Source organism: Dechloromonas sp. CZR5 (assembly GCF_008711155.1).
In the GTDB taxonomy this organism is placed as follows: domain Bacteria; phylum Pseudomonadota; class Gammaproteobacteria; order Burkholderiales; family Rhodocyclaceae; genus Azonexus.
The window spans coordinates 1-15,633 of record NZ_VUYQ01000012.1 but is presented as its reverse complement, the minus strand read 5'-3'; the positions used below and the strand labels follow the sequence as shown (position 1 = coordinate 15,633).

Sequence of the window (15,633 nt, the reverse complement as noted above, 5' to 3'; positions counted from 1 at the left end):
AGCTGAGTTCAGTCAGCATAGGCAAAAACCGTTGTAATTGCCATATTCATATTTCCGTAGCATTTCATGCTGCAGCGAGTGAGAAAAATCCGTCGTCGCCGAAGTGCTTTGCCGCGCCATCGAGATAGCGCCCAATCTTGTGCGATACCCCCTTGGCTTTCAGGCGCTTGCAGGTGGAAACAACCCAACCGCCTTGAGCCGAAGACCTGACCAGCGCCATACTGCAATGGCATTTTGCAGACATTGTGTCTGCACAGCCTTCATCGGTGACCGCGGTTACCCTGAGGTCCAGCGTCGCTGGCGTCGCAGTCGTGACCTGCCTGCCTTGACGATTCGCCGCCGCCCTGTTCGGGTCCGTACTTCATCACGAACTGAGACCCATGCCTGCCGACGCCCGTCGGCTGGTTCCCTGAACCCAGGTACCTCCACTTTGCCCACGCCGTCGACTTCGCCCTGAAGTCCGACACAGTTTTGTTGCGCCTGTCCGTGACCGAAATATCGGTCGCCGCCATGCCTTTGTCATCCCAGCGGGGAGCACGCCTCCTCCGGGATCGGTGTGCTCCTCTTTTTTCTTTGGAGAACACCCATGGTCCGCCGTTCCACCACGCCATCCCTGTGGCTGCCTGGATTCGATCCAGACGAGCCCGAGACCTCAACCCTGCCGCAACTGCCAAACCCCATCGTCGTTCCCATGGTGGAAGCAGTCCTGGGAGAAGGCATCGAAGCGCCCGAGGTCGAGCCCCCCGGGCCAGCTGCGGTTGTAACACGCGCCAATTGGCGTACTACCAGCCAAGTCGTCGAGGCCGCATCACGTATCCTGTGGCCGCGCCTCACCAACAACGGCCGGCTCTACCCGGCCGGCGCAGTTGCAAAGTTCGAGGCGAATCTGGCAGCCATCGGCACCTTGCTCCGGCTCGAAACCGAGCACCGTCCCCCCGATGCTGAAGAACGCCTGTCCCTCCTGCGCTACACCGGCTGGGGCGGTCTGCCGGCGAGTTTCACCCTCGATGGGGATGAATCTGCTTGGGCCGAACGTGCCCGCCGGCTGCAGGACCTACTGCCGGCGGAGGACTACGAGTCCGCAAGAGCCTCGGTCAACAACAGCCACTACACCGAGGTCCACGTGATCGAGGCCATGTGGCAAGCGATACGTGGCTTCGGCTTCAGCGGCGGTCGCATCCTCGAACCGGCGGCCGGCATCGGCCATTTCATCGGCGCGATGCCCCGCGACATAGCCGAAGACAGCAATGTCATGGCCATCGAGATCGACCGCCTCTCGGGGCGCATTCTGCAAGCACTCTATGCACATGGCGGCGCGGACATACGCATCGCGCCCTTCGAGAAGACACCGTTGCCCGAGAACTGGTTCGACCTGGTGATCGGCAACGTCCCCTTCGGCAAATACCAGGTCGCCGACCAGAGCAACCGGGCTTACGCCCACTACAGTATCCACAACTACTTCATCGGCCGAGCCCTCGACCTGGTGCGTCCCGGTGGATTGGTCTGCCTCATCACCAGCAGCCAAACGATGGAGTCCAGGCAAGAAAAGGTGCGCCAATACCTCGCCAGCCAGGCTCATCTGCTGGGGGCCATCCGCCTCCCCAAGGGCGCTTTCGCTGGCATTGCCGCGACCGACGTGCAGACCGATATCCTGTTCCTGCGCAAGCGGCTACGCTCGGAGCCGGTCGAAGCCGAATGGTTGGACATCACCGCGGTAACCGAAGGGCTGCGACACCCCTTGGCGCCGACCAACCGCTACCTGCCAATCAACGCCTGGTATGTGCGACACCCGGAGTTCTGCATCGGGCGTATCCGGAGCGAGAGCAACGGATACGAGGAGGTCCCAACGGCCGTCTTCGAAGGCGACTTGGAGACGGCGCTGCGCGAGCGCATCGCCTTGCTGCCCACCGGCGTCTTTGCGCCGGTGAAACATGCCCAGGTTCCGCTCCGTCAGGTCGTTCCTGCCGAGGCCGGCGCCCACCCCGGGAGTTTTCGCGTGCATCAAGGGCGTGTGCATCGGGTCGAAGACGGCGAATTGGCCGATGTCCATGACCAGTTCAATGCCACGCAGCGTGCCAGGATCACCGGGATGTGCGCGATCCGTGACCATGCCCGAGCCCTGCTCGACGCCCAGTTGGCCGATGAGCACGATGGCCCGCTGGGACACTTGCGGACGATGCTGAACGGCACCTACGACCGTTTCGTCGCCAAGTACGGTTGCTTGACGGCCCGGGCCAATGCGTTGGCGTTTCGGCGCGATCCGGCCTATCCGTTGCTGCTGTCCCTGGAACACTACGACGAAGAGTTGGGGACGGCGCGCAAGGCTGCGCTCTTCTCCCAGCGCACCTTGAGCCGCGTGGTCGAACCCAGTCACGCGGGCGAGCCGAGCGAAGCCTTGGCCGCCTCGGTGCAGTGGCGCGGCCGGGTCGATCCTGCCTACATGGCCGAACTTCTGGAAGCACCGGAAGCTGAAGTATTGGCTGCACTGGCCAGTGCTGGCCACATTTTCCAGGATCCGGGCGACGGAAGTTGGAAGACCGCCGACGACTACCTGTCGGGCAACGTAAAAACCAAGTTCAAGCAGGCGGCGCTGTCCGGGCCAGCCTACCGGCGCAACGTCGAGGCGCTGGACAAAGTGCAACCGGATGATCTGCCACCGGCGTCCATCGAACCGCGCCTCGGTGCGGTGTGGGTACCATCCCACGACGTCGAGGCCTTCGTCCGAGAAGTATTGGAGTTGAAGGACTGCAAGGTCGCCTACTCAGCCGAAGCCGGTGCCTGGTCGGTGACCTACGGGGAGTGGGAAGCCCGGCAAAACGTCAAGGTAACCCAAGAGTTTGGCACCTCGCACATGAACGCCATCGAACTGGTGCAGTGCGCGTTGAACGTCCAGGTGCCGACGGTGCGTGACCGCGACCCGGTGACTGACAAGTATCACGTCAATCCTGACGAAACCCTGGCCGTCCGAGAAAAGTTGGGCCTGGTCAAGGAACGCTTCGCGACCTGGGCTTATTCGGAGACCGAGCGCCGCGAGCGCTTGTGCCGCATCTACAACGACTTGTTCAATGCGACGCGGCCACGGCGCTTCGACGGCTCACACCTGAAGCTCCCCGGCTTCTCGCGCTGCTTCGAGCTGCATCCGCATCAGCCGGACGCGGTATGGCGCATCGTGCAGTCGGGCAACACCGGCCTCTTTCACGTGGTCGGCGCAGGCAAGACGGCCGTCTGCGTCATTGCCGGCATGGAGCTGCGGCGTCTGGGATTCGCCAACAAGCCTTGCCATGTGGTCCCCAACCACATGCTGGCTCAATACACCGCGGAGTTCGTCCGGCTCTACCCGAACGCCTCGGTACTAATGGCGAGCAAGGAAGACCTGGAGGGCGATCGCCGGCGCGAGTTGGTGTCGCGTATCGCCACGGGCGACTGGGACGCAGTGGTCATCACGCACTCGAGCTTCGAGCGCATCAAGCTCTCGCCACAATTCACCGAGGGCTACATCAAGGAGATCATCCATGAAATAGAAATGGCGGTACGCGCCGAGAAAAGCAATGACCGGTCGAACCGGATCGTCAAGCAACTCGAGGCGATGAAGAAAAGCTGGCGGGCGCGGCTGGAAAAGCTGTCGGCCGACAGCAAAAAGGACGACTTGCTGACCTGGGAGCAACTGGGCATCGACTGGTTGTTCGTCGATGAAGCCCACTTGCACAAGAACCTCTACCGGTTCACCAAGATGACGCGGGTGGCAGGGCTACCGCTGAGCAGTTCGGAACGCGCCTTCGACCTCTTCCTGAAGACGCGCTACACCATGCAGCGCCACGGCAATACCCAGCGTGGCGTGGTATTCGCAACGGCGACGCCGGTGGCCAACACCATGGCCGAAGTTCATACCATGATGCGCTACCTGCAGCCCCAGCGGCTGGAGGAACTCGGGCTGCAGCAGTTCGACGCCTGGGCAGCGACCTTCGGGGAGAGTGTAACGGCGCTGGAAATTGCGCCGGATGGCAGCGGCTACCGCATGCACACGCGCTTCGCACGTTTCATCAACGTGCCCGAGCTGATGACGGTGTTCGGCGAAGTGGCCGACATCCGTACGGCGGAAATGCTGGACTTGCCGGTGCCGAAATTGCGTGGCGGCAAGCCGCGCATCGTCGCCTGCCCGGCCAGCCCGTCACTGAAAGCCTTCGTGCAAAGCCTGGTGCTGCGCGCCGAGGCGATCCGCAACGGCAACGTCGATCCGAAGGACGACAACATGCTGGCGGTGACCACCGACGGCCGCAAGGCTGCGCTGGATTTCCGGCTGGTGGCGCCGACGGCGCGCTTTGACGATAGCGGCAAGGTGGCCGCCTGCGTGCGGGAAGTGCATGCCATCTGGCAACGCACGATGGATTTCCGCAGCGCCCAGTTGGTGTTCTGCGACTTGTCGTCCCCCAAGGGTGGCAAGGCGTTCAGCGTTTACGACGACTTGCGGGCGCGGCTCATAGCAGCGGGCATTCCCGAAAAGGAAATCGCCTTCGTCCACGATGCCGACACCGACGCCCAGAAGGCTGCGCTGTTCAAGGCGGTCCGGGAAGGCCGGGTGCGGGTGCTATTGGGGTCCACCGCCAAAATGGGAGTGGGCACCAACGTGCAGACGCGCCTCGTGGCCCTGCATCACCTGGATGCCCCGTGGCGTCCCTGCGACGTGGAGCAACGTGAGGGGCGCATCCTGCGTCAGGGTAACCTGAGCGAGGAGGTGGAAATCTTCCGCTACGTAACCCAGCAAAGCTTCGACAGCTATTCATGGCAGACGCTGGAGACCAAAGCGCGTTTTATCGCCCAGGTCATGGCTGGCAACAAGGGCATCCGCTCGCTGGAGGATGTGGAACTGGCGGCGCTGTCCTATGCCGAGGTGAAAGCCTTGGCGTCGGGCAATCCGCTGGTGATCGAGAAAGCCGGCGTGGATGCGGAGGTGGCACGTCTCGCCACCCTGTTCTCGGTGTGGCGCAACCAGCGCTACGCTAACGAGAGCGAGGTGAGCCGGCTGCCGATGATGATCGAGGCGCTGGAAAGCAAGATTGCGCTCCATGCACTGGATATGGAACAGGTGGAAGTCCTGAGCTTGCAGAACCTCTCCCTGGGTCTCGGCCGCCGGCAGATCGTCGGCGCCGATGCCGTGGGCGAGGCACTGCGCGGCATAGTGAAGTCCGCGAAGGACGAAGTACGGACGGCAAGCCGCCCGATCGAACGCATCATCGGCCGCTTCGGCGGATTCGATCTCGGTGTGTGCGCCGCCCGTAATGGTGAGGTGCCCAACCTCTACCTGGCCGGGCACTGCCTCTACCAGGCCGATCCTTATCAAACGGGTCCGTCACTCGTAGCCGCCCTGCTTGGCAGCTTGGAATCGATAGCCAAGCACCACACCGATGCCGGAAGGCTGTTGGCAACCCGGCGAAAGCGGCTGGAGGATCTCCGGCTGGAACTGACCCGACCCTTCGAGTACGAAGATCGCCTGACCGATCTATTGGTTCGGCAGCGGGAGTTGCTCAGGCAACTCGACTTGGATAAGGACGAAGCAGGCATCGGAAAAGTTGACGCTGAAGAACTGCGGCAAGCCGCTTGATTCCATTTACCCCCATGGCCGGAAGGCTGTGGGGGTTTCTTTTCTTCGGCAGCATCTTTCAATTGCTTGCAGCCCCTATCCCCTACGACATCAAAAACTGTCCACCCAATGCCCTCCTCGCCCTGCATTAATGAAGTACAAATCGCCATCAATCAGACTGGCACTCCCCAATGTCGTTGGGCTATAGTTCCGCGCTTTCATGCTCGCCCACAATCATGGACACCGTCGAAGGAATCTCAGTCAGCGCCCCCCTCTTCCTCGTCAGCGCTATGCAGCCATGTAGTCTCTGCGGCAAGGAGAACAAGGTCGCCGCCTTGGCCACCAATAATCTTTCCGTCGAGGAGGAGGACGATGGGTTCCTGTTGAGCTACGTGGAGCAACTGCCCGCGGAATTGCTTGTTGAAATTCACAAGCGTCATCCGAATTTTGCCATTCGTTACAGCATGACCGCCGGCGACTCATATTTCATGACAGTTTGCCAATGTGGCGGCCATTACGGGGATCACTACGTTCACAAGCAGCTACTCAACCAGGCTTTCCGTGCGCCGGACGACGTCACGGTACAAGAACTACCGCTGGCTGGCACCTGGGTGATCCCCTGCGCTTACAGCCAGAGCCTCTCGGTCGGTGAGTTGCTGGATCGAGAGGCAATCCGGACTGCGAATTCATGAGTCGGCGACTAACCGCCCTGGTCATCGGCAATGGCGCGTATGAGGATGCCGGCGAACTCGAGAATCCCGTCAACGACGCTGACGATGTTGCCGCAAAGCTTGAGGCCTGCGGCTTCTCGGTGATCAAGGAAATCGACTGTACAGCTGCGGACATGGACCGTGCCCTCAAGCGATTCAAGGGAGAATTGCCAGACAACGATGTCGGCCTTTTCTTCTTCGCCGGGCACGGCATGCAGATCGAAGGCGAAAACTATCTGGCGGCGGTAGACACCGATACCGCCGGGGAAGTTGAAGCCAAGTACTCTTCTCTCGCCTTGAACCGGGTCATCGAAACCATGGAAAAGGCGGCAACGTCGACCAGCATCATCATCCTGGATGCCTGCCGCGACAATCCCTTCGAGCGGGCCTGGCACCGTTCGGCGGCAGCCCGTGGCCTGGCTCCTGTTTATGCGCCCAAAGGAACCTTGATCGCCTATGCCACGTCGCCAGGCCAAACCGCCAGCGATGGGCACGGGCGCAATGGGGCATATACCGCTGCCTTGCTGCAGCATATTGCCACTCCCGACTGTTCGATCGAGAACATGTTCAAGCGGGTCCGCAACACGCTCAGTGCCGCCACGCACGGAAAACAAATTTCTTGGGAGCACACTTCGCTAGCAGGCGAGTTCTTCTTCAATCTGAGCCTTGGAGCGCGCATTGACGACTACTCCGGCAGCGCACTCAGCGACGGCCTGTTCGTACCGGATGAAGCCAAGGCATCTCATCGGATCATCAAGGCCCTGAAAAGCCTGACCTGGCCGGTGCAGAATCCGGCAATTGACGAGCTCTCGTCCGATATCGCCAACAAGGCGTCGCTGGACTCCCTCTTCGTTCTCGGGCGAAACATCTATCAGGCGGCATGCGGCGGATCGAACAGCGCCGTTGCCTACCTGAACGACTTTGCCGCTCGGACCCAAGCGGTAAAGCCCGAGAAACAAAAGGCGCTGCTGGACGGCATGCTGTTCGAGGTCTTCTTCGACCCCAAGGCAAAACTCCGAAAGGAGTTCAAGACTCGCAAGTTCGAGGATCTATTTTCCCTTCAGCAGCACAAGGATCTCTCATCCAGCTTCGACTTCATCACCGAATGTCTGCTTCCCGAGGCTGGCCGCTTCTACTCGATCCCCGGCAGAAAACATCCCGTGGTGGTCGATGTCGCCACGACTGCCGACGGTGCCGCCAACACGCATCGACTCAAGTCGATCCACTGCGGCGGCGCCGGCATCATGTGGTTGGAGGACGAGGACTACGCAGTCGAACCGGGGGAAATCCCCAATGCCGAAAAGATGACCATCGCGAAATTTGAGGCGCGGCTGGCCGAACAAATGGTGGTTCCTTCTCATCTACTGACTGTCAATTATCTTTCATTCGACAAGCAAGGCCATGAACGCATCCTGTTTCCGTATGGCTGGACAGTTCGAAAACGGTGATGTCGAGAGAAAGCGATCTCGATCCCGGACGCTTGCAGGTGGCAAACGACCATGCAGCCTTGAGTCGATGACGTAACCTGCGCAATACTGCAATGGCTTTCTGCGGACATCGTGCCCGCTCAGCCTTCGTCGGCAACCTCGGTTGCCCTGAAGTCCAGCATCGCTGGCGTTGCAGTCGTTACCTGCCTTCCAGAGTTCACCGGCTTCGGCCGGGTCCGGTCGTTTTCACGGCCGAGTATCTATTTCAGCCAACTGGCTGACCGTTGCGCCGCCGCACGACTTTCGGGTCATACGGCAGTAAGCGAAGGTCCCGTTTTGCAAGAATCGGGGGCCTTCACGCTACACATGCCGCATGGCATGTATTGAGCCGCGCCGCCATCCTGGCAGCGCATCCCGAACGGGGAACCCCAAGTTCCCCGCCAGGGACGGGTGTTCCCTTTCATTTCCGAAGGAGAACACCATGTTCGCAATCCCCGTGATCAAGATGTCGCGTCCGGTCGCCGTGTTGTTGGGAGGTTCTGGCTACGCCCAGCCATCCCAGCGCATGCCAACTGTCCCGGCGCTGTTGAAGCCGCAGCCACATGTCTCCGAACGTGCCGGCAGCGCTTCCGAGCCTCGTACCGTGGGAGGCTGATCATGTCGATCAGTCTTTACCGCCGGCGCATTGCCGCCACCGTGGTTCAACTGGCCAAGGACGACCCGTTCCTGGTCAAGGAGGTTATCACCCGCTTGCGAGAGTCGGGTGAGATCGAGACCGACGACCTGGTTTATCTGGACCGGATCGCCGACCGCTGGATTCGGATTGCCGAATGCAACGGCCAAGTCGCATCAACGCACCCGCGTCAAGCGCGCGGGTAGCGGGATGCCCTTGGCCTTGGCCATTTCTACGGCGATCTTTTCCAGCAGATCGGGACATTCGTCGTTCAGCGTATCGGCCCACCGGGCCAACACGCTTTCGAGATCGTCCGTCGTTCGCGCCCCGTCGAAGTCGAGTCCAAGTTTTTGAAAGGCCTCGATTTCGTCGGGCGTGAACCGTAGTGCATTGCCTGCACGCAGCATGGTGTGGGCACCTATTGACCTGTGAGTGTTCAGCTTATCAGCACCGCAGGTCCATGCAACCTCGGGGAGCCCACCGTTTCCCCGACAGGGGACAAGTGTTCTCTCCACTAGCCTCTGGAGAAAACATCATGTCTTCTGATAAAACCCGCCCTCGTGCCCGGCGCGCCAGCATCGAAACCGAGGAGGAACGGGCCTGGGTTGGCTTCTACCAGCGCGTCGGCCACGACCCGGTCATCGCCACTGAAGTCCTGGCTCAGCTCGAGTCCGATCCGGAAATGAAACGTGCTCATCTGGCGCTGTACTTGGGCTGCAAGGAGTCCTTGCGCCGGCACAAGACCCGCGTGGTACGCAACCAGCGAATCGGACAGTTCGTCCGCCAGGTGTGCCACGAATTGTTCGTCCGTCCCTGGCGCAGTCTGCAATCAGGACTGCGTGATGGCAGCGACCTCGCCGTCGAGTGCTTACCCGAAGTAACCAAGGAAGCGGCCGTAGCCAAAATTGGCCGTCTCAATCGAGAGGCCAAGCCCGCTACCGCTCGTACAGCTTTCGGGCAACACGCTCCCGAGCTGTCACCCGCGCCCACCGAAATCCAGTCTGCGCCCAACACAACCGCAAAGCGCGCGACCGCCTGAGCCGAGAGTCGCCGGGCAAGCGTCGGCTCATCCGTGATGTCGGGATTTTCTCCCGGCTCACGGAGCGGAGCCCACCAACGCTCACTGCTTGCCCAGCTGTGCGCCCGATCCTTCGAATCCCCATACCCATACGTGCAAGGGCCATCCCCGGCCACTTTGCATGAGCTAGTCCCGTACAGCCGACCCGCATTCGCCAATCCGAGCCGGCACCTGAACCCTTTTCCTCAGCAATGAAAGGAAGCCATTGATGATTACCATCACCGCCATCCTGAATGCCATCGAAGCGCACGCCGAGAATGCGGCCGTCCAGCAGCTCCGTATCATGAAAAAGGAGCTCGAAAGATTGCGTCCATCCTTGTGCCTAGATGACCAAGAGCACGCAGATGGCCTGCTGTTGAAACTCGATCGACTGATTTCAGAGCAGATCGTGCTCCCCGACGCTGTCACCAGCGAGCGAGTTCCCCGGCCTGCAATGCAGGCAGCCTAAATCGCCCATCGTCATAGTTCGGCCTTGCAGAAACACGGCCGATCACGCAATACTCCGTGGGGCCCACACCCCGCGGGGAGCGGGTTCCACGCGACCGCGAAAGGAACCCAAGATGAGCAACGTGCAAATCAATGCCGATCAGCAACTCTATGTCATCGATTGTGGCAAAGGCCAAACCTGTTTCGGCTTCGCGAATGCCCGTGACCATGCCAATCAGATCGCCCGGAAATTGGACTGCCCCGACTTGGTCTTCACCGACCAGGATTATGCAACTCTGGCGGGCTACGAGAAGTATTGCAATGCCGTCCGGGCCTGGGGCCAGTCGCCCCTGACACGCAGCACCTATTTCGATCCAGGCACCGACGCCAAGGTCGCCAGGGTTCTGGAGTCCTGTCGCATCAAGCAACGCCGGGTGCGTTTGATCCTGGGCGATACCACTACGGGCTCCCCCTGGCTCGAAGAACACGATGTCGTCGGCCATATAGGGCGCTCCGGCGGAATTCTTAAGGTGCCGCTGCTGATTGAGCCCGGCGAGCACGGCGGAGGCGCCATCCTGTGCGCTCATCTCCTTGCCATCGTAGATTGGGCATCGGGTGATTTTCTGTATCGTCACGCCGCCTACCGGGAAGCCGACCTGATCATCAAACCGTCCGGCGATATCGATCGCCCCTGGGCGGTCCTGTGGCGAGAAGAGCTTGTCGCGAGTTTCAGCGACATCGGCAAGGCCGGTGCCTATGTCGAATTCATGCGTGGTGCGACGATCGAGCCTCGCGTCTTTCAATGAGTTGGATGTGTCTGATCCAAGGATAACCATCCATCTGCCCGGGTGCGGGAACACGCTTACTCTGGCCAGGAATTCAGAGAACACGACCATCGCCATGGGCGCCATTCGCAAACCTGCTGAATTTCCTGCGCTTGTGGATGGCCGCCCCATCCTCCCTCTTGAGCCCCAGTATCCACTGCCGGAAACTGATCCAGCTAGTACGCGTTCCATCGTGGAATGCTTCCCGGCCTTGAACCGGCGTTGCAGTCGATACCTGCCTTACCTATCGTGCCCGACCGAAGTTGATAGATTCGTCCGCGCACTTTCATCCTCAGGGGAAGCGATTCCTCTGGGGATTGGCTTTCCCCTTTTCTCGCATTTTTTGAGGAGAACGCCATGAATATGTCCGCCTTGAGCCGTGCTGACCTCGTCAGCGAATTGCTCTCGCCCCTCGCCTACCCTTCAGCATCCGGCGCATCGCACATCTGTAGCCCGACCATTTCGGTTGCAAGGGATGACCCAAAAGCCTCCCTATTGGCCCGGCGCCTCGACGTAGCTCGTGAATTGCTTTTGCGCGACTTGCGCGAGCAAATGCGTAGTGCCCCAATCATGTCTTCGCCACAGGCGCTGCGTGATTGGCTCCGCCTGCATTGTGCGGGGCTGGAACATGAAGTGTTCCTGGTCATCTACCTGGACACCCATCATCGGCTGATTGAGGCGGAAGAGTTGTTCCGGGGAACGCTGACGCAGACCTCCGTTTATCCACGCGAGGTGGTCAAAGGTGCCCTGGCCCGCAACGCGGCGGCACTGGCCATCGCCCATAACCACCCCTCGGGCGAAACCGAACCGTCGCGAGCCGACGAACTGCTGACGCACAACCTGAAGTCGGCACTGAGTCTGGTGGATGTACGGGTCATCGACCATTTTATCGTGGCGGGTGACCAAATCCTGTCTTTTGCCGAACGCGGCCTGGTTTAGTGCCATGCCCCGGCCAACTTCGATGCAGCTTTCGCCGTCCCGCAGCTCCCACAGCCTCGCCTATGGCATGTTCTGGCACTTCAAGGAGGCATCGCAACAATGAACACACCTCCTGGATGTCCGCTTTGCGCAGGTACTGGCGAGCCGCTGGGTTTATTGGGACGCTTGCGCTGGTTCCGTTGCCGACGCTGCGGCATCAGCTTTCACCACAAGGCAGCCACGCGCTCGAAAATCATGAAGAATACGCCCCATAAAAAGGAAGGAGACACAAATGGACCTATCTTCGGTGGCAAGCCTGAGAACTCAGGCTGAACCACTTGTCGAGCTATCTCTATTTCATCTCAGTCCAAGCACGCGCCTGAAACTGGCCGACGACGACCTGTCGGTCAACGCCTATCCGAATGACTGCGGCGGTCTCGTCTATGTCGGCGCCGCGTGTTATCGGATTCCAGAGGAAACCGACCTGGCCGCGATCTTCGAGATCGCGGAACAGGCCGGCGTCGTCTGGTTGCTGTTCGATCGCGAGGCAGCCATGATCGAAGGCCTGCCAATTTTCGAATCTTCGGCCGCTCCTTGAAGGTGCGATACAGGTCGGCTACACGCCCACCCCGGCGCGATGTATCTGCACCTCGGCCGGAATCAGCCTGTCGTGATTCCGGCGGGGGCGCAGGCGCCGGGGACGCAAGCGGTCCAGCATTTCACTCTCGGCGACCAGCAAGTCGAAAAAATCTTCGGCCCGCACATTGGCTGTATCGTCGGCCCTGATGCGGACCAGCGGCAAGGATGCCTGCGAAAACAATTCATCCTTCAACCTATCCCGCTCGCATGCTTCGTCGGAATCGTGCATTACCGAATCCAACTCGAAGCCCGCGACGGGATCCTCGTCTTCAGTGCAAAGAAGCACATCCACCTGGGCCGCCCAGGAATACTGTCGATGGCGATCGGACAGGCGCATGACGAAACCGTCGACATCCATGAAATTGCGCAAGGGCACATTGGGATAGGCACGCAGGCTGGGGAAATACTGTCGTATCGCCAGCAGGAATTCCCGCTCTTGCGAGCTGGCGCACATATTCTTCCGGAAAGACAGGACATCACTCAGATGCACCGGGCCGAGCGTAAATGCACTGGCCACTACGATACGGCGCATGGGTATTTCACCACCGTCCTTCGTTGCAGCCGCAGCCGGTCGCGGAACGTTCTGTGCCGGCCGCGATTCTTGCACATCACGAAAAGTCACCAGTTTTTGGGGAAGCGGCGCATCCGGACCCTCGACTTCGCGCCACGCCGCATCAAGCAGCGCGTTGATGCCGTCGAGCAATTCATTGTCGATCACCAGCAGCCGGCCGCTGCGTACCAGCCGCCAGAGCCTTAGCGTATCCACCCCGGACAGAGCGCCATTCGCGAGTTTCTCGCGCAGCACCGGCGGAAAGATTCGCTGGGTAATTCCCGTAAGGTCGATCGTGCGAACATCACTTCCCGGCACGACATTCTCGTAGGCGGTGAGAAAGCCGCCAACATCACGCGTTTCAAGCAAGCCACGAAGATTCTCGACGACGGCATTCATTGCGTGCTCCCTTCCGCGAAATCGATGTCGAGATACAAGCTGTGCCCGAACGCATAGGACCACATGTTCGGCATTTTCTCGATCACGCCCTCGGTCGGGAACAGATGGGGCATTACGCCGGCATGCATTACCAGTCCTTCAGACTCGAGTTTCAAGCGCAGTTCTTCGCCATCGCTGGCGTAGACCAGATAGGGCAGCGGATCGTCCGGATTGGTAAGCTGCCCCGCAGCCGTCAGAGCCTGCATCCGGACCGACGTACCGAACTCCTCGACGGCTTCGCGGACGGTCTGTCTGCAATCTTCGGAGGCATCCCTGGCCAAGCGATAGCGAACGATGCCGATCCGCGGTAACAAGGTCCGGAGCAGCGAGTCGTCATCGACGCGTACCAATTCCGAACGGCTAGGTACTGCAAAAAGCACGTTCGGATCCTTGGGCTTGAGCCGCTCGATCACGGTCATGACGAAACCGACAGGCAGTTCAGGCACCATTTCCTGCTGCACGTCGTCCTGCCGGCAGAGGTCGTCCCAGGTCAATCCGACCTTGTTCAAGACCAACAGCAGCTTGTGCAGGTCGACACGATAGGTATCCGAGGGGCCGCTCAGATACTGCAGACGTTTCGTCACCTCGTGGTGCTTGAGGCGGTCCGAGAATATCCGCTTCACGAGTTTGTACCGGCGCAGCAACTTTTCCGAGTCGACCTCGCTCAGCACGGTAACGACCAGACCGGGAACGAAATCCTTCGGATGAATGGTCGACAGTTCCCAGACGTAACGGCCTGCCCCGATACGCCAAGCCCCGTCATCCAAGGTAATCTCGGCCGACGGATGATCCTTCATGGCCAATTCGAGTTGCGACCAGCAGGTCATCTCATCCCCACGGGCAATCTCATAGCCCGAGCCGGGCAGGAGTTCGTTGTCCTCGTGCAGCAGAACCAATTCGGAATTGGCGGCATCCGTCGGACATACCGGCTGCGGTATTGCAGGCAGGCGCGCAAGGACGTCCTCGCTATAGCGATTGCACAGCTGCAGCACGGCGACGCCATCCAGAACGGCCTTGCCGGATTCCTCTAGATGGCGACGCAGGGTTTCGAACGCTGAAGGAGCTTTCTGCAACCAATGCTCGCTGTCGCCGAGCGGGGTGATCAACAGCAGCGGCACCTCGTCCTTGCTTCCCGCCGGCCCGCCTTCCCTGGGAACCGGAATGCAAACCATGATGTAGCCGGCCCCAAAACGCACCTGGAAGATCTCGCTCCCTCGTTCATGGAGCCAGGCATCGCACCAGTCGCACAGGCGGGGAGCCAACCGGCGCCAATCGGCAAACATCTCTTCCGGGGCCTCGGCCATTATCGGCGATAGTTTGAGAGTCGCCGCCGGCTGTTCACGACTAACTGCATGCCAATCGGCGTGCCCGAGCAGGCGGGCTGCCGCATCGAGCGCATGGACATGCTTGAGGGCAACGCCCTGTTCGCCCAAGGCGGTGCGAAGCCGTTTGGCAAGCTGCTTCGGGTTTTCGCCGATGATCGGCTTCAATTGCCGGATCACATCGAGTGCAACGGCGGAGGTAAAACGGGGCGTTTTCAGGTGGACAAAGGTCCACAGTGCCGCGGCCTGAAATTGTTCAGAAGGGAGATTGGCGTCCGAAGATGCCGTAACGGTAGCTGTCATTGATGAGCTCCATAACGGAAAGCGCTTCAGGACGGCACGCGTTGTCCGGCTTTCCAGGAGTTCATCCAGCCGAAACGAGGTCTGCGACTAATCAACTGGCTTTGCCGTGCCGGAGAGCCTCCGGTGCGTGCACTGACGGGCGCCAACTTGCCCACGGTTCGGCATGAACCGCAGACACATGATAGGTCAATGAAACGAATTCCGTCAATGCTATGCAGTGGCCGATAAAGCCATCGCCTCCAGATCGATCGCTGCATCGGCCATGGCCGTCAGTTCAGGCGTCTGCGACACAAAAAACTCCTGCCGGTAGCCGCCCAGCCGTAGGACTTCTCGTTTCATCGCCATGAACATGCGCTTACGCTCGGGATCGAGCGGCCCATCCGCCTCGTCAGAAAACAAGGTGTCGTACTGCCGCCCGGCGTGCTGGGCGAGGTACAGCGCCACCGCCCGGATCAGGCATTCGTTGATCCACTATGCCGCGAACCGGGTTATGCCGAGTAGCTCTCGATGGCGAGGTATCCGCACCTCTACGCATCGACCGGAATCGTGCAGCCATGGTCGGCATAAAACGCGCTTCGGCGCCGTTGATCTGTCGGCAACACACCATGCGCATTCAATAACCCCCTCGCAGAACGGTAGGGCGACGGAATATTTTCGACGTTGCCGAACGGGACTTGAAGACGAAAAAGTCCGTGATAGCCTGAACTGAACCTTTCTTAAGGACACCTCATGCGACCTCTCACACTG

14 protein-coding genes are annotated in these 15,633 nt (G+C 60.3%); 10 read left to right on the top strand and 4 right to left on the bottom strand.

Features of this window, described 5'->3' with window-relative positions; translation table 11 throughout:
• Window positions 1–586: 586 nt before the first annotated feature.
• The 5 genes from F1002_RS19515 (at window position 587) to F1002_RS19500 (ending at window position 8,594) form a co-directional block, all read left to right on the top strand.
• Entirely contained in the window at window positions 587–5,599 is a 5,013-nt protein-coding gene (locus F1002_RS19515; RefSeq protein ID WP_150430723.1) for an Eco57I restriction-modification methylase domain-containing protein, read from the top strand.
• 215 nt (window positions 5,600–5,814) lie between these two features.
• Window positions 5,815–6,270, top strand: coding sequence for a hypothetical protein (locus F1002_RS19510; RefSeq protein WP_150430722.1), 456 nt, complete (start codon window positions 5,815–5,817; stop codon window positions 6,268–6,270).
• The gene (locus F1002_RS19505; protein WP_150430721.1) at window positions 6,267–7,736 is read left to right on the top strand and encodes a caspase family protein; all 1,470 of its coding nucleotides are present in this window, start codon (window positions 6,267–6,269) and stop codon (window positions 7,734–7,736) included. The genes F1002_RS19510 and F1002_RS19505 overlap by 4 nt, the downstream gene beginning before the upstream one ends.
• A 460-nt stretch (window positions 7,737–8,196) precedes the next feature.
• Window positions 8,197–8,370 (top strand): hypothetical protein, encoded by a 174-nt coding sequence (locus F1002_RS21085; RefSeq protein WP_191090478.1) that lies wholly within the window; start codon window positions 8,197–8,199, stop codon window positions 8,368–8,370.
• A gap of 2 nt (window positions 8,371–8,372) precedes the next feature.
• Window positions 8,373–8,594: a hypothetical protein gene (locus tag F1002_RS19500; RefSeq protein WP_150430720.1), complete on the top strand. Its 222-nt coding sequence runs from the start codon at window positions 8,373–8,375 to the stop codon at window positions 8,592–8,594.
• Here F1002_RS19500 and F1002_RS19495 read toward each other — a convergent pair.
• Window positions 8,565–8,795 (bottom strand): hypothetical protein, encoded by a 231-nt coding sequence (locus F1002_RS19495; RefSeq protein WP_150430719.1) that lies wholly within the window; start codon window positions 8,793–8,795, stop codon window positions 8,565–8,567. The genes F1002_RS19500 and F1002_RS19495 overlap by 30 nt on opposite strands.
• A gap of 128 nt (window positions 8,796–8,923) precedes the next feature.
• On the opposite strand from F1002_RS19495, the gene F1002_RS19490 reads away from it, so the two are divergent.
• From F1002_RS19490 to F1002_RS19470, 5 genes are all read left to right on the top strand, one after another.
• Window positions 8,924–9,427, top strand: a complete 504-nt coding sequence (locus F1002_RS19490; RefSeq protein WP_150430718.1) for a hypothetical protein — start codon at window positions 8,924–8,926, stop codon at window positions 9,425–9,427.
• 247 nt (window positions 9,428–9,674) lie between these two features.
• Window positions 9,675–9,914, top strand: a complete 240-nt coding sequence (locus tag F1002_RS19485; protein ID WP_150430717.1) for a hypothetical protein — start codon at window positions 9,675–9,677, stop codon at window positions 9,912–9,914.
• A gap of 112 nt (window positions 9,915–10,026) precedes the next feature.
• On the top strand, window positions 10,027–10,698 hold the full coding sequence (locus F1002_RS19480; protein ID WP_150430716.1) for a hypothetical protein: 672 nt from the start codon (window positions 10,027–10,029) through the stop codon (window positions 10,696–10,698).
• Window positions 10,699–11,073: 375 nt separating this feature from the next.
• Window positions 11,074–11,655 carry a DNA repair protein RadC gene (radC, locus tag F1002_RS19475; RefSeq protein ID WP_150430715.1) on the top strand — a complete coding sequence of 194 codons (582 nt, stop codon included), beginning with the start codon at window positions 11,074–11,076 and terminating at the stop codon, window positions 11,653–11,655.
• A gap of 271 nt (window positions 11,656–11,926) precedes the next feature.
• A complete protein-coding gene (locus tag F1002_RS19470) occupies window positions 11,927–12,232 on the top strand; it encodes a hypothetical protein (protein WP_150430714.1) in 306 nt (101 codons plus the stop codon).
• An 18-nt stretch (window positions 12,233–12,250) separates the two neighbouring features.
• Here the strand turns inward: F1002_RS19470 and F1002_RS19465 are convergent, their stop codons facing one another.
• The 3 genes from F1002_RS19465 to F1002_RS19455 all read right to left on the bottom strand — a co-directional run bounded on the left by F1002_RS19465 (window position 12,251) and on the right by F1002_RS19455 (window position 15,330).
• Entirely contained in the window at window positions 12,251–13,222 is a 972-nt protein-coding gene (locus F1002_RS19465; RefSeq protein ID WP_150430713.1) for a DUF2726 domain-containing protein, read from the bottom strand.
• Window positions 13,219–14,886, bottom strand: coding sequence for a glyoxalase superfamily protein (locus tag F1002_RS19460; RefSeq protein ID WP_150430712.1), 1,668 nt, complete (start codon window positions 14,884–14,886; stop codon window positions 13,219–13,221). The genes F1002_RS19465 and F1002_RS19460 overlap by 4 nt, the downstream gene beginning before the upstream one ends.
• A 210-nt stretch (window positions 14,887–15,096) precedes the next feature.
• Window positions 15,097–15,330: a hypothetical protein gene (locus F1002_RS19455; protein WP_223879698.1), complete on the bottom strand. Its 234-nt coding sequence runs from the start codon at window positions 15,328–15,330 to the stop codon at window positions 15,097–15,099.
• Between the last annotated feature and the right edge of the window lie 303 nt (window positions 15,331–15,633).